At 66.3% G+C, this 16,854-nt stretch carries 1 protein-coding gene; it reads left to right on the top strand.

What is annotated here, in order from left to right; all coding sequences use genetic code 11:
- Positions 1 to 120: 120 nt before the first annotated feature.
- On the top strand, positions 121 to 16,854 hold a 16,734-nt coding region (locus MKW15_RS19050), incomplete at its 3' end, for an amino acid adenylation domain-containing protein (RefSeq protein ID WP_462476168.1).

Below are 16,854 nucleotides of genomic sequence, written 5' to 3' on the forward strand. Positions count from 1 at the left end.
GTCTTCGCCGCACAGGGCCTCGATCCTGATGTCGCCGTCAGTGCCGCGGTCACCCCGGCCGTTGCCGCCGGACGGGCGCCCGAAGAGATCGCCGAGGCCACCAAGGACGCACTGGACCAGGTGCGGAAGGCGGCATTCGCGCTCGTCGGCAGCACCGATCTGGGTTCGCTCCCGGGCATCTTCCGGTCGATCGCCTCCCGGTTCGGCGACCGGATCGCGCTGACCGACATGGCCGGAACCCAGCTCACCTACGCCGAGCTCGACGCGCGGTCGGATGCTCTCGCTGCGGGCCTGATCGCCGCCGGCGCAGGTCCCGAGGAACTGGTGGGCGTCGCCCTCCCACGCGACGCGGACCTGATCGTCGCGCTGCTGGGCGTGGTCAAATCCGGCGCCGCCTACCTGCCGCTGGACCAGTCGCATCCGCTCGACCGACTTGCCGCCATCGTCGACGATGCGCATCCCGTGCTCGCGCTCACCGATTCGCAGACCGTCGCAGCGTGGGCCGATCTGGACGTCGAACTGGCCACCATCGACACGGTGACCGCCCGGGCCACCGCACGGAGTCACGAGGCGATCCCGCAGCGCGTGCGCGGCTCGCACCCCGCCTACGTCATGTACACCTCGGGGTCGACGGGAAAGCCCAAGGGCGTGGTGGTGACCCACGACGATGTGGTGACGCTGCTGTCGGCGATGGGCCAGGAGTACGACTACTCGCCCGACGACGTCTGGACGATGTTCCAGTCGTACGCCTTCGACGTATCGGTCGGCGAGATCTGGGTGGCCTTCGCGTTCGGTGGCCGTCTGGTGGTGCTCGACTACCTCACCACCCGAACGCCGGACCGCTTCGTCGAGGTGCTCGCCGAGGAATCGGTGACCATCGTTAATCTGACTCCGTCAGCGTTCTACCAGCTCGCCGGTGCAGTTCGCGAGCCGGCGCCGGGCACCATGCCGCAGTCGGTCCGTTCGATGATCTTCGTCGGCGAAGCCCTCGACTTCGAGCAGGTGCGCCGCTGGTTCGCCGACCGTCGGCGCTACGACGGCAACGACGGTCCGGAACTGAACAACATGTACGGGCCCACCGAGGCGACGGTGTACATGACCCGGCGGGTGCTGACCCTGGACTTCGTCGTGGCGACCACCGCCAGCGACGTCGGCGCTGCGCTTCCCGGTTCTCGGATGTACGTCCTCGACTCGCGGCTCGCCAAGTCCCCGGACGGCGTGCCGGGTGATCTCTATCTGGCCGGCGACCAGCTGGCCCGCGGTTATGCCGGCCGATTCGAACTGAACGCCACCCGTTTTGTCGCCGATCCGTACGGCGGTCCCGGCGAGCGGATGTACCAGTCCGGCGACGTCGCGATCTTCCGTAACGGCAGCCTGGAATTTCTCGGCCGCGCCGACGATCAGGTGAAACTGCGCGGCTACCGCATCGAGCTCGGCGAGGTGGAAGCCGGGCTGCTGGCCGCGGACGGGGTGAACGCGGCCGCCGCGGCCATCAAGTCCCGCCCGGGCTTCCCCGACCAGCTGGTGGGATACGTCGTCGGCGCGAACGCCGACGGCAGCGAACTCGACCCCGCCGAGATCCGGCGAACTGCCGCGACCAAGGTCCCCGACTACATGGTGCCCGACATCATCATGACCCTCGAGCAGTTGCCGCTGAACGTCAACGGCAAGCTCGATCGCAAAGCCCTGCCGCAGCCGGTCATCACCGCCCAGGCCGAGTTCGTCGCGCCCGCGACGCCGACCGAAGAGGTCATCGCCCGAGCCTTCGCCGAGGTGCTCGGCCTCGACGAGATCAGCGTGGTGGAGTCGGTGTTCGACGTCGGCGGCAACTCGCTGCTGGCAGCGCGGATCGTCGGGCGGGCCTGCGACGAACTCGGCGTCGAACTCAACCTCCGGGACCTCTTTGAAGCGCCGACGGTCCGTGCCTTCGCCGAGCGGGCCGGCCACGTCGAGGCCGGGCTCCCGCCGATCGTCAAGGTCGATCCGCGGCCGGCGACCGTGCCGCTGTCGTTTGCGCAGGCCCGGATGTGGTTCATCAACCAGTTCGATCCGAGCGAGGCAACCTACAACCTCCCGGCGGTACTGCGGCTGACCGGAGACCTGAACGTCGAGGCGCTGCGGGCAGCGGTGGTCGATGCCGTGATCCGTCACGAGGTGCTGCGCACCGTCTTCCCGAGCCGCGATGGCGCACCCGTGCAGCAGGTGTCCCCGGCGGACGACGTGCGTGAACGACTGGACTGGCAGGTCGTGTCGTCCCGCGAGGACGTGGTGGCAGCCGTCGCCACCGGCTTCGACGTCGCACGGGACTGGCCGGTGCGAGCCCGCCTGCTCACCGAGGACGACGGCTCCGCCGTGTTCGCCTTGGTGGTCCACCACATCGCCGCCGACGGCGAGTCGATGGCACCGCTGGTCGGCGACATCGTGACCGCCTATCAGGCACGCGTCGCCGGCTCGCAGCCCGATTTCGCCCCGCTCGCAGTGCAGTTCGCCGACTACGCACTGTGGCAGCACGAGGTCCTCGGTTCTCCCGACGACTCGAACTCGGTGATCGGCAAGCAGATCGTGTACTGGCGCGAGGAGCTGGCCGGCCTTCCCGACGTTCTGGAGTTGCCGGCGGATCGTCCGCGACCGAAGACCGCCTCACATCGTGGTGACCAGGTGGCGTTCACGATTCCGGCCGAGGTGGGCGAGCGCATCGGTGAGTTGGCCAGGGGCAGCGGGACCACGGCGTTCATGGTGGTACACGCCGCGCTGGCGGTGCTGCTGTCGCGATTGAGCGCGACCGACGACATCGCGGTGGCGACGCCGATCGCGGGGCGTGGACAATCGGCCTTGGACCATCTGGTCGGCATGTTCGTCAACACACTGGTGCTGCGGGCCCGGGTGGACGGTGGCGCTTCGTTCAACGAATTGCTCGACGAGGTTCGCACTGTCGATCTGGACGCGTTCGCGCATGCCGATGTGCCCTTCGAGTCGGTGGTCGAGGCGCTGGATCCTGTCCGCAGCGAGGCGTTTTCGCCGCTTGCCCAGGTGATGTTGTCGTTTGATCCGGCGGGTTCTGCGGAGAACCTCGAGGTCTCGGTGGCCGGTGTCGGCTTCGAGTTGCTCGATCCGCCGGTGGTGCCGGCGCAGCTGGATCTGTCGGTCATCATCCGGTCCGGTACCGAGGGCGACTGGGCCGGGACGGCCGTGTTCGCCACGGATCTGTTCGATGCGTCGTCGGTGTCGGTGATGATGGCGCGGTTCGTCGGGCTGCTGGAGGACCTGACATCGGTGCCGTCGCGGCCGGTGGCGGATGCGGTGCTGGGCTCTGAGGAGGAGCGACTGACCTTGCTGTCGGCGTCGTCGGGTCCGGTGCACGCGGTGCCTGCGGAGACGATGGCGGATGCGGTTGCGGCGCAGGTGGCAGCAACTCCGGGGGCGGAGGCGTTGTGGTTCGAGGGCCGCAGTGTGTCGTACCGAGAGTTCGGTGCGCGGGTGAATGTGTGTGCGCGGGAGTTGATCGGAGCGGGGGTGGGCCCGGATGTGGCGGTCGGCGTCGCGATCGACCGCAGCGTGGAGATGGTGGTGGCGATCCATGCGGTGGTCGCTGCGGGTGGGCAGTATGTGCCGATTGACACCGAAGCGCCGGCTGATCGTGCCCGGTACATGAGCGAGACCGCGGGTGTGCGTGCGGTTCTCGTGGCGGCCGGGCAGCGTCCGGCGTGGCTTGATGAGCTCGTCGGGCGTGGTGCCGCCGTCGTTGTCGTGGAGGTTGATGCGCGGGGCGCTGTGGATCTTTCTGCGCCGGCGGTGACCGACGCTGATCGGTTGGCGCCGTTGCGTGCCGATCACGCTCTGTACACCTTGTTCACGTCGGGGTCGACGGGCCGCCCGAAGGGTGTGACGGTGTCCCACCGGGCTGTGGTCAACCGGTTGCGGTGGAGTCTGGATGTGTTCGTCTGGACGACAGGTCATCGGGTGACGTTGAAGACGCCCTACACCTTCGATGTGTCGGTGGTGGAGTTGTTCGCGCCGGTGATGGCGGGTGCGTCGATGGTGATTGCGCGGCCAGGTGGGCATACGGATCCTGAGTATCTGGTGGGTTTGTTGGAGGAGTCGGCGGCGACGTCGGTGCATTTCGTGCCGTCGATGTTGTCGGTGTTCCTGGATGTGGTCGATCCGCAGCGGCTGGCGGGTCTGGACAGTCTGACGTGGTTGTTCGCCTCGGGTGAGGCGCTGGCGCCTGCGGTGGTGGCCAAGGCTCGGGCGGTGTTGCCCGAGCGGGTGGGCATTCACAACCTGTTCGGTCCGACCGAGGCCGCGGTGGACGTCTCGTGGGCGGATGTGTCGGATGCGCCGGAGGTGGTGAGCATCGGTGCGCCGGTGTGGAACACCTCGATGCTGGTGTTGGATGCCCGGTTGCGTCCGGTGCCGGTGGGGGTGCCGGGTGAGTTGTATCTGGGTGGGGTGCAGCTGGCGCGCGGTTATGCCGGGCAGCCGGGGCTGACGGCGGAGCGGTTCGTGGCCGATCCGTTCGGTGCGCCGGGGACGCGCCTGTATCGCACGGGTGATCTGGTGCGGTGGAACACCGGAGGTGAGATCGAGTATCTGGGGCGCACGGACTTCCAGGTGAAGTTGCGTGGTCAGCGGATCGAGTTGGGTGAGATCGAGGCGGTGCTGGCGGGTGCGCCGGGTGTGGTCATGGCGGCCACCACGGTCGTGCAGACCCCCGGCGGGGCGGATCATCTGGTCGCGTTCCTCACCCCGGCGTCGGTGGATGTGGCGGCGGTCAAGGCGGTGGCGGAGGAAGCGCTGCCGTCCTACATGGTGCCGTCGCTGTGGATGACAGTCGACGAGCTGGCACTGGGCAGCGCTGGTAAAATCGACCGGCGCGCCCTGCCGACGCCGGACTTCGGAGTCCTCGACACCGAGTACGTTGCTCCGGCGTCGACGCTCGAGCAGCAACTGGCCACCGTGGTCGCAGGTCTGCTCGGCGTCGAGCGGGTCGGCGTCACCGAGTCGTTCTTCGCGCTCGGCGGTGACTCGATCATGTCCATCCAGCTGGCGTCCGCGATGCGCGCGGCCGGTCATCCGTTGACCCCACGACAGATCTTCGAGCACAAGACCGTCCGGGCGATGGCCGCGGCCATGAAGAGCGAGGGGACCGCGCTGCCGGACCTCGCCGAGCTTCCCGGCGGCGGTACGGGAGAAGCGGTGCTGCCACCGGTGATCTCGTGGATGCTCGAGTTCTCGGACTCACCAGCGGATTTCGCCGACTACTCGCAGGTTCTGGTCCTGGCTGCGCCGGCCGACCTGACCCCAGGCGCACTGAGTGAGATTCTCGGTGTCGTCGTCCGGCATCATCCGATGCTCACCGCCGTACTCACCGAGACGCCGAACGGCTGGCAACTGGTCGCCGGCGGCGACTTCGACGAGATCGCCGCGGTCACCGAACTGTCCACGACCGCGACGGTCGGTACAGAGGGCTTCGACGCAGACCTGATTGCCGCCCACGCTCAAGCTGCCGCGCGACTGGACCCGGCGACCGGCCGGCTCGTTCGCGCCGTGTTGGTTCGCGATGCCGCAGGCGCACAGCGCATCCTGATGGTGATCCACCACATCGGTGTCGACGCGGTCTCGTGGCGTGCCATCATCGAGGACCTGGTCACCGCCTGGGCGCAACGAACGGCGGGACAGCCGTATCAGTTGCGCGAGAACAGCACCTCGGCCCGCACCTGGTTCGGCGAACTCGCTGAACGGCTTTCGGTGCGCACCGACGAGATCGGACATTGGCTGCAGCGACTTCCGTTGCAGCCCACAGATTTCGGTACCGCCATCGATCGTGGCCGGGATCGGCAGCACACCTCCCAGACCATCGCGCACCGATTCGCCGCAGATGTCACCGATACCCTGCTCGCCGCCGTGCCAGAGGTCTTCTCCGGCAACGTCAACGATGCTCTGCTCGCGGGTCTGGCCCGCGCGGTACGCGGCTGGCAGCAGTCTCACGGGATCGCCGACTCGTCACCGGTCTCGGTGCTGCTGGAAGGCCACGGTCGCTACGAGGACGTGCTCGCCGCCGGTGAGTCCGCGGTCCGTGCCGATCTCTCCCGGTCGGTCGGCTGGTTCACGTCCATAGCCCCGATGAGCCTGGATCCGGGTGTGGATGTGGTGCATGCGGTGAAAGCTGCCAAGGAGGAGCGGCTGTCGCAGCCCGACTTCGGACTCGGCTTCGGTTGGCTGCGGTACGCCGCGGACACCGAGTTGGCACAGCGTCCGCTCCCATCCATCCTGTTCAACTACCTGGGCGCCGCGACTGCGGGCGACACGAACGCCGACAGCCCGGCGTTCACCGCGGTCGCCGGACCGGCGTTCGACACTTCGCCTGCAGGTGCCATGACCGCGCAGGCGGCGCTGACGATTAACATCGGCGTACAGCAGATCGACGGTCGACGACACCTGGTCGCTTCGCTGATGGCCCCGGAGTACGTGTTGTCGCCCGAGGATCTGAGTGAACTCGGCCGGTTGTGGTCGGCTGAGCTCTCGGCGATCGCGGCGGTTGTCGAATCCGAGGTGCCGGTTGGCTTGTCGCCGTCGGATGTGCAGGGTGCGGAGCTGACTCAGGCCGATCTAGACGTCATCGCCGAGAAGTACCCTGGCGTCGACGTGTGGCCGCTGTCGCCGTTGCAGGCGGGTCTGTTCTTCCAGTCGTCGTTGGCGTCGGAGTTCGACGCAGCGGTGGATGTGTATGTGGCGCAAGCGGTTTTGACGCTGGCCGGCGGGTTTGATGCTGACCGGTTGCGGGCTGCGGGGCAGCGTGTGCTCGAGGAGCATCGGGTGTTGCGGTCGGGGTTTGTGACCACGAGCAGTGGGGCGATCGTGGCAGTGGTCGCCGATCGGGTGGAGTTGCCGTGGTCGGTGATCGATCTTGGTGACCTCGATGTCGATGAGGTCGCGGTGCGGGTGGCGGAAATCGCTGAGGCGCAGAAGTTGTTGCCGTTCGATCTGGATGCGCCGCCGTTGTTGCGGTTTGTATTGGTGCGTCATGGGCAGACGGCGAGTTTGATCGCGACGAATCATCATCTGATTCTTGATGGTTGGTCGGGGCCGTTGGTGTTGGCTGATGTGCTTGCGGTGTATGCCACCGGCGCCACGTACACCGGGCAGGTTTCTGGTGGTGTTGCCGGTGATTTCGGTGATTATCTGCGGCTGATCGCCGGCCGTGACGATGAGGCTGGTCTACGGGCGTGGCGGGCACTTCTCGAGCCCGTCGAGGGACCCACCTTGGTGGCGCCGGGCCGAATCGTGTCCGGTGAGCAGTCGATTCCGCGGGACATCGATGTGGCGGTCGACGCCGAGGTGGTCGCTCGCCTGGAGTCGGTTGCACGGGAGCACGGCGCCACATTGGCCACGGTGCTACAGGTGGCGTGGGGTGTCCTGTTGTCGCGTCTGACCGGCAATCAGGTGGTCACCTTTGGTGAGACGGTGTCGGGTCGGCCGGCCGATCTGGCTGGTGTGGAGTCGATGGTCGGTCTGTTCATCAACACGCTGCCGGTGGTGGTGGATGCGGACCCCGCAGCGACCGTTGTGCAGGTTCTCGAGCGATTGCAGGCTGACAAGATCGCGGTGCTAGACCACCACCATCTGAACCTGCCGGCGATAGCCGCGGTCGCCGACGCGTCGATCGGCTTTGACACGCTCACGGTGCATGAGTCCTATCCGGTGGATGCGAACTCGCTGGCCAGTGCTGACACGCAGGTCGCGGGGGGTCTGTCGATCATCGATGCACAGATGACCGATGCGACGCATTATCCGCTGAACATGCTGACCATGCCCGCCGGTGACGGTCTGACCGTGCGGCTGAAGTTCCTGCCGTCGGCTTTCACCATTGAGCAGGTCCGGGTCTTTGCCGGTGCCGTGCAGCAACTGCTGACCGCGATCGGGGAGGCGCCGGAGCGTACGTTGGCCGAACTACCGGTGGGCGCCGCCGTCGACATTGCGGCCGTGATCGAATGGTCGTCCGGTCCGCAGGGCGACGTACCAGACGTGACGGTGCCGGAGTTGGTGGCTGCCCAGGTGGCGCGCACTCCGCAGGCGCAGGCGTTGTGGTTCGAGGGTCGTGGTGTGTCGTACGGCGAGTTCGGTGCGCGGGTGACCATGTTGGCGCGGGTGTTGATCGGGGCTGGTGTGGGCCCGGATGTCGCGGTGGGGGTGTGCATCGACCGCAGCGTGGAGATGGTGGTGGCGATCCATGCGGTGGTCGCTGCGGGTGGGCAGTATGTGCCGATTGACACCGAAGCGCCGGCTGATCGTGCCCGGTACATGAGCGAGACCGCGGGTGTGCGTGCGGTTCTCGTGGCGGCCGGGCAGCGTCCGGCGTGGCTTGATGAGCTCGTCGGGCGTGGTGCCGCCGTCGTTGTCGTGGAGGTTGATGCGCGGGGCGCTGTGGATCTTTCTGCGCCGGCGGTGACCGACGCTGATCGGTTGGCGCCGTTGCGTGCCGATCACGCTCTGTACACCTTGTTCACGTCGGGGTCGACGGGCCGCCCGAAGGGTGTGACGGTGTCCCACCGGGCTGTGGTCAACCGGTTGCGGTGGAGTCTGGATGTGTTCGTCTGGACGACAGGTCATCGGGTGACGTTGAAGACGCCCTACACCTTCGATGTGTCGGTGGTGGAGTTGTTCGCGCCGGTGATGGCGGGTGCGTCGATGGTGATTGCGCGGCCAGGTGGGCATACGGATCCTGAGTATCTGGTGGGTTTGTTGGAGGAGTCGGCGGCGACGTCGGTGCATTTCGTGCCGTCGATGTTGTCGGTGTTCCTGGATGTGGTCGATCCGCAGCGGCTGGCGGGTCTGGACAGTCTGACGTGGTTGTTCGCCTCGGGTGAGGCGCTGGCGCCTGCGGTGGTGGCCAAGGCTCGGGCGGTGTTGCCCGAGCGGGTGGGCATTCACAACCTGTTCGGTCCGACCGAGGCCGCGGTGGACGTCTCGTGGGCGGATGTGTCGGATGCGCCGGAGGTGGTGAGCATCGGTGCGCCGGTGTGGAACACCTCGATGCTGGTGTTGGATGCCCGGTTGCGTCCGGTGCCGGTGGGGGTGCCGGGTGAGTTGTATCTGGGTGGGGTGCAGCTGGCGCGCGGTTATGCCGGGCAGCCGGGGCTGACGGCGGAGCGGTTCGTGGCCGATCCGTTCGGTGCGCCGGGGACGCGCCTGTATCGCACGGGTGATCTGGTGCGGTGGAACACCGGTGGTGAGATCGAGTATCTGGGGCGCACGGACTTCCAGGTGAAGTTGCGTGGTCAGCGGATCGAGTTGGGTGAGATCGAGGCGGTGCTGGCGGGTGCGCCGGGGGTGGTGAAGGCGGCGGTGTCGGTGGCCACGGCGCCGGCCGGTGGCGATCATCTGGTGGCGTTCGTGTCGCCGGCGTCGGTGGACGTCGAGGTGGTGCGGTCTGCGGTGGCGCAGGCGCTGCCCGGCTACATGGTGCCCTCGGTGTGGATGGTGCTAGAGGATCTGGCGCTCAACAGCGCGGGCAAGATCGATCGCCGTGCTCTGCCCGAACCTGATTTCGGTGGCGTGCAGACCGAGTTTGTGGCGCCGGTCGGTGAGCGTGAGGAGTTGGTGGCGGCGGTGTTCGCCGAGATCCTGGGTGTCGAGTCGGTGTCGGTGACCGAGTCGTTCTTCGATCTGGGTGGTAACTCCTTGTCGGCGATGCGCGTGGCGGCGCGACTGTCGGATGCGTTGGGTGTCGCGGTAGCGATCAGGGATCTGTTCGAGGCTCCGTCGGTGCGGCAGTTGGTGGCGGTGGCCGCTACCCATGGTGCGGCGTTGGCGCCGATCACCGCGGTCGATCCGCGGCCGGAACGCATCCCGTTGTCTTTTGCTCAGCAACGCATGTGGTTTATCAATCGGTTTGATCCTGGGTCGCCGGTGTACAACATTCCGGTGGTGTTGCAGTTGACCGGGGCTATGGATGTGGGGGCGTTGCGGGCAGCGGTGGTCGATGTCGCCACGCGGCACGAGGTGCTGCGCACGGTGTTCCCGGCGGTCGACGGCATACCGTTCCAGCAGGTCTCCACGATCGGTGACGTCGAGGCGAACCTGGATTGGCGCGTTGTCGATTCTCTGGAGGAGATCGAGTCCGCAGTCGGGACGGGCTTCGATGTGAGCACCGATTTGCCCTTGCGGGTGCGGCTGTGGCCGGTCGGCGAGCGCGAGTTCGTGCTGGCTGTGGTGACGCATCACATCGCGTCCGATGGTGAGTCGCTGCTGCCGTTGGTCAAGGACTTGGCGACCGCGTATGCGGCACGCGTAGCCGGAGAACTCCCGGAGTTTGCTCCGTTGCGGGCGCAGTTCTCGGATTTCGCCATCTGGCAGCATCGGGTGCTCGGGTCGCCGGATGACCCGGAGTCGGTGCTCGGGCGGCAGTTGAGTTTCTGGCGAGACCGGTTGGCCGGCGTGCCGGAGGTGTTGGAGCTACCGGCGGATCGGCCGCGGCCCGCGGTGGCGAGCCATCGTGGCGTGCAGGCCGGATTCACCGTGCCTAGTTCGGTGGCCGAGCGGGTCGTCGGGCTCGCCGGTGAACATGGGGCGACGTCGTTCATGGTTTCCCACGCCGCCTTCGCAGTCCTGTTGGCACGGTTGTCGGGTACCGGTGACATCGTCGTCGGCACGCCGGTGGCCGGACGCGGTCAGGAAGTGCTCGACGACCTGGTCGGTATGTTCGCCAACACTCTGGTGCTGCGGACAGAGGTCGATCCGGCGGAATCGTTCGCAGGATTGCTCGATCGGGTACGCGCACACGATCTGGAGGCGCTGACGAACGCTGATATTCCGTTCGAGGCACTGGTCGAAGCGGTCGATCCGGTGCGAAGTGAGGCGTTTTCGCCGCTGACTCAGGTCATTTTCTCGTTCGATCCGGGTGTGCAGGCAGCGTCTGTGAAACTGGAGGTCGCAGGTCTGCAGATAGCCCCGGTCGAGGGCATCGAGCGACCGGCTCAGCTCGATTTGGATCTTACTCTTTCAACCAACGGTGTCGACGGCGCGTGGATCGGTGAGGTCACGGGCGCGGCGGACCTCTTCGACCGGGATACGTTGCAGCGGTTCGCCGACCGGTATGTGGCGTTGTTGGACGTGCTGACCACGGACCCGGATGCCGCGGTGGGCGACGTTCCATGGATGGGTGGCGGCGAGTCTGCGGAATTGATCACGCTCGGCGCCGGCGCGAGGATCGACTACGTGGGAGCTTCGCAGACGCTCACCGACCGCTTTGCAGACCAGGTGGCCCTGCGACCGGAGGCCACGGCGCTGGTATTCGGCGACCGCAGTGTCGGATACGCGGAATTCGGTGCTCGGGTCGCGGTTCTGGCTCGGGAGCTGATCGCTGCCGGTGTCGGGCCCGACGTGCCGGTGGGCTTGTGTCTCGAACGTTCGGTTGAGATGTTGGTGGCGATTCAAGCAGTGCTTGCCGCCGGCGGACAGTACGTGCCGATCGATACCTATACGCCTGCCGAGCGTGCGGACTACATGGTGCGTACCGCAGGGGTTCAGCGGGTGCTGATTGCAGGCGGCTCGGTGCCGGAAGCGCTCGGCGCGGTGCGAGATCGGGTGCGGCTCCTAGAAGTCGATTGTTCGGGGGAAGCCGATCCGGACGTGTCGCCGATCCGGGCATCGGAGCGATCGGCACTGCTACGGCCGGAGAACGCGGCGTACACGTTGTTCACATCGGGGTCGACCGGCCGGCCGAAGGGTGTGACGGTCTCGCACGCGGCCGTGGGTAACTTCCTGGACTGGTTCGACGGTCTCAACCCGGACGATAGAGATGGTCGGATGGTGTTCAAGACCCCCTACACCTTCGACGCTTCGGTGCTGGAGTTGTTCTGGGGTCCGACGACCGGCCGGTGCACGGTGATCGCCGAACCCGAAGGTCATCGTGATCCGCTGTATCTGGCCGACCTGATGGCAGCCGAGCGCGTATCGGTGGTGCAGTTCGTGCCGTCGTTGCTGTCGGTATTCCTCGACGCGGTGCCGGATGCCGCTGCTTTCGCTGCTGTCGAGCGTGTCTTCTGCGGCGGTGAAGCCCTGCCGCCGGCGGTTTACGGCAGGCTCGTCGAGCGGGTGCCGGGGATATCGGTGACCAACCTGTTTGGTCCTACCGAGTGTGCGGTCTACACCGAGTCGGCGGCGCTGGCCGGGCCGCTGGAGATCGTGCCGATCGGTGCGCCGATGCCCAACACCACCGCGGTGGTCCTTGACGCCCGCCTGCACCCGGTTCCGGTCGGAGTAGCCGGCGAGCTCTATCTCGGCGGCGTGCAGTCCGCACGCGGTTACGCGTCGCGGACGGGACTCACAGCTGAGCGATTCGTGGCCGATCCGTTCGGTATACCTGGGACACGCTTGTACCGAACAGGTGATCTGGTGCGCTGGAACTCCGCCGGACGGCTCGAGTATCTGGGGCGTACTGACTTCCAGGTGAAGCTGCGAGGGCAGCGCATCGAACTCGGTGAGATCGAGTCGGTGCTGGCGTCGGTGCCGGGGGTCGTCCATGCCGCGGCGGCGGTGGTCGGCGGCCCCGGGGGCAGTGAGCACCTCGTCGGCTATCTGGCACCGCAGACCGTCGACATCGAGGCGGTCAAGGCGGTGGCGGAGGCGGAGTTGCCGACGTACATGATTCCGGGCGTCTGGATGCCGGTCGCGAAGATCGCATTGAACAACGCCGGAAAGATCGATCGAAAGGCACTCCCGGCACCGGAATTCGGGTCACTGCAAGCAGCGTATGCGGCACCGGAAGGTGCCGCGGAACAGGCCGTGGCCGAAGTATTCGCCGAGGTACTCGGCGTTGACCAGGTCGGTGTCATCGAGTCGTTCTTCGACCTCGGCGGTAACTCGCTGTCGGCGATGCGGGTGATCGCTCGGGTCGGGCAGGCCCTGGACACCGACATCTCCGTTCGGGACCTGTTCGCTGCTCCGACTGTTCGGCAGCTGGCAGCGTTGACCGAGTCGAGGGGTAAGGCGCTGGCCCCGATCGTGCCCGTGGACCCGCGGCCGGACTCGATCCCACTTTCCTTTGCGCAGCAACGGATGTGGTTCATCAACCGGCTGGAGCCTGGGTCGCCGGTGTACAACATCCCGGCCGTTCTTCGGGTGCATGGTGCGCTGGATGTGGCGGCGTTCAGGGCGGCGTTGGTTGATGTGGTGGTTCGCCAGGATGTGTTGCGCACTCGTTTTCCGATGGCGAGTGGGACTCCGTTCCAGTTGATCGATCCTGCCGAAGCCGTCGCGGACCGTCTGGACTGGAGAGTGGTCGATTCTCCCGCCGAGATCGAATCGACGGTGTTGGCCGGATTCGATCTGGTCGAGCAGTGGCCGATCCGAGCACGCGTGTATGCGGAATCACCGACCGAACATGTGGTAGCACTGGTCACCCACCACATCGCGACCGACGGCGAATCGCAGCTGCCGCTGCTCTCGGACCTGTTGACCGCCTACGCGGCAAGGGTTTCCGGTGAAGCTCCGGCCTTCGCCGAGTTACAGGTGCAGTTCGCGGACTTCGCGATCTGGCAGCACCAGGTGCTGGGATCACCGAATGACCCTGAGTCCCTGGTGGGCAAGCAGCTCGCGTACTGGCGTGAGCAATTGGCCGGTCTGCCAGATGTGGTGGAGTTGCCGGCAGATCGGCCGCGGCCCGCGGTGGCCAGCCACGATGGGCGTGAAGTCACCTTCGATATCCCGACAGATGTGGCCGAGAGAATCGGCGGTATGGCTGCGGATCTGAATGCGACGCCGTTCATGATCATCCAGGCTGCGCTTGCCACGGTTCTGGCGCAGTTGTCAGCGGTGCCCGACATCGCGATCGCCACGCCGATCGCCGGGCGCGGACAGGAAGTGCTTGAGGGACTCGTCGGCATGTTCGTCAACACGCTGGTCCTGCGGGCAGCTGTCGAACCCCACCTGAGTTTCGCCGAACTCGTCGAGCAGGTGCGGGCTACCGATCTGGAGGCATTCGCGCATTCGGATGCGCCGTTCGAGGCGGTGGTCGATGCGGTCGATCCGGTGCGGTCCGAGGCGTTTGCACCGTTGACCCAGGTACTTCTGTCGCTGAATCCGGGTGCGTCGGCGCGGGGCGTGGATGTCTCGGCTGCCGGCCTGCGCTTCGAGGGCGTCGAATCCGATGTTGTCCCGGCGCAGTTGGATCTCTACATCACGGTGAACTCGAGTGACGGCGGACCGTGGCGCGGGTCGATTGTCTACGCCACCGACCTTTTCGAAGCGGACACGGTTTCGGCGTTCGCCAAACGACTGGTCCGCGTCTTGGATGAGACGACGGCCGATCCGTCGGTCGTTGTGGGTGATGTGTCGGTGTTGTCCGAGGCCGAGGTTGTCGCCGAGGCTGCGCGTGAGTGGGGTGCGGCGCGGAGCTTGCCGGGGTTTGTGTCGGTGGGTGACGTGGTGGCGGCGCAGGTTCAGCGGACGCCGGACGCACCGGCGTTGGTGTGTGGAGATCGGGTGGTGTCCTACGCCGAGTTCGCTGCTCGGGTGGCGGTGCTGGGCCGTGAGTTGATCGACATGGGTGTGGGACCGGATGTGGCTGTGGCGGTATGTGTTCCGCGGTCGGTGGAGATGATGGTCGCCGTGCATGCGGTGGTTGCCGCGGGTGGGCAGTACGTGCCGATCGATACGCAGGCGCCGGCCGATCGTGCGCGGTACATGCTCGAGACCGCCGATGTTCGGGTGCTGGTGGTTTCGACAGGCTCAACCAGCGGGGAGGGCTCAACCAGCGGGGAGGGCTCAACCGGCGGGGTGGGCTCAACCGGCGGGGTGGGCGACGACGTTGCCGGGGTGGTCGAGGCTGCCGGTGCGGTGGGCGTGCCCGTGGTGGGTGTGGATTGCTCGGGTGAGGTGGATGTGGCGACGCCGCCGATTTCGGTGGCTGAGCGTGGCGTGCTGCATGGTGATTCGGCGGTGTACACGTTGTTCACGTCGGGGTCGACGGGTCGGCCGAAGGGTGTGACGTTGCCGCATGAGGCGGTGTTGAACCGGTTGTGGTGGGGTTTGGATGAGTTGCCGATCGATGCTTCGGATGTGGTGGTGCAGAAGACGCCGTACACGTTTGATTGTTCGGTGCCGGAGTTGTTCGCGCCGTTGATGGTGGGTGCGCGGTTGGTGGTGCTCGCTGATCGTGGGCATCTCGATCCGGTGTATGTGGCTGGTGAGATCGCGCGGACGCGGGCGACAATGGTGCATTTCGTGCCGTCGATGTTGTCAGTGTTCCTCGACATTGTTGGCGCGCAGCAGATGGCGGCGCTGGATTCGGTTCGGATTGTGTCGACCACGGGTGAGGCGTTGCCGCCGGCGATCGCGGCGCAGGTGCGCACGATTTGGCCGGAGGCTTTGTTCTACAACTTGTATGGACCGACCGAGGCGGCGGTGGAGATCACGTTCGAGAAAATCGAGCGGGTCTCGTCTGATGACGTGACGGTGCCGATTGGTGTGCCGGTGTGGAATTCGTTGGCGGTGGTGTTGGATTCGCGGTTGCGTCGGGTTCCGGTGGGTGTGCCGGGCGAGTTGTATGTGGGTGGTGTGCAGCTGGCGCGTGGATACGCGGCGCGTGCGGACTTGACGGCGGAGCGGTTCATCGCTGATCCCCACGGCGCTCCGGGTGCGCGTTTGTATCGGACGGGTGATCTGGTGCGGCGGCTTTCTGGTGGCGGGATCGAGTATTTGGGTCGTACCGATTTCCAGGTGAAGTTGCGTGGTCAGCGGATCGAGCTCGGTGAGATCGAGTCGGTGCTCGCGGCTGCGCCGGGGGTGGTGCATGCGGCGGCGACCGTGGTCGCCGGGCCTGGTGGTGGCGAGCACCTGGTTGGCTATGTGTCTGCCGGACCGGGTGAATCGGTTGATGTCGATGTGGTGAAGGCCGCCGCGGGGCAGGCGTTGCCGACCTACATGGTGCCGTCGGTGTGGATGGTGATCGACGAGTTCGTGCTCAATACGGCGGGCAAGATCGATCGGAAGGCGTTGCCGGCACCGGAGTTCGGTTCGCTGGAAGCGGAGTATGTGGCACCGGAGGGTGCAGCCGAGGAGGCTGTGGCTGCGGTGTTTGCCGAGATTCTGGGTGTCGAGCGGGTCGGTGTCACCGAGTCGTTCTTCGATATGGGCGGGAACTCGCTGTCGGCGATGCGGGTGATCGCGCGTGCCGGCGAGGTACTGAACGCGGATTTATCGGTACGGGATCTGTTCGACGCCCCGAGCGTGCGGGAGTTGGTGGCCACAGCAGACGTTGCCGGGTCGGCCCTGGCGCCGATCACCGCGGTCAGCCCGCGTCCGGAGCGGGTGCCGCTGTCGTTCGCGCAGCAGCGACTGTGGTTCTTGAATCGGTTGGATCCGTCGAATGCGACCTACAACATTCCGATCGTGTTGCGGTTGTCCGGTCGCCTGGATGTAGCAGCGATGCGTGCGGCGATCTTGGATGTCGTCGCACGGCAGGAGATCTTGCGGACAACGTTCCCGGACCTCGACGGCGAGCCGTACCAGCAGGTGCATTCGCTCGAGGAGATTCGTTCGAAATTGCCTTGGACAGTTGTGGCGTCGCAGGATGAGATCCTGGCATCGGTCGGCAGGGGCTTCGATCTGACATCCGAGCTGCCCCTGCGTGTCGTGCTGTGGCCGGTCAGCGAGAACGAACACATGCTTGCCGTGATCAGCCAGCACATCGCGATGGATGGCGGTTCCTTCCGACCGTTGGTCACCGACGTGGTGACAGCGTATGCAGCGCGCGCAGCCGGCAACGATCCCGAGTTTGAACCGCTTGCAGTGCAGTTCGCTGATTTCGCGATCTGGCAGCACGAGGTGTTGGGGTCGCCGGAGGATCCCGAC

The sequence above is a fragment of the Gordonia gummivorans genome (assembly GCF_022513585.1).
GTDB lineage: Bacteria > Actinomycetota > Actinomycetes > Mycobacteriales > Mycobacteriaceae > Gordonia.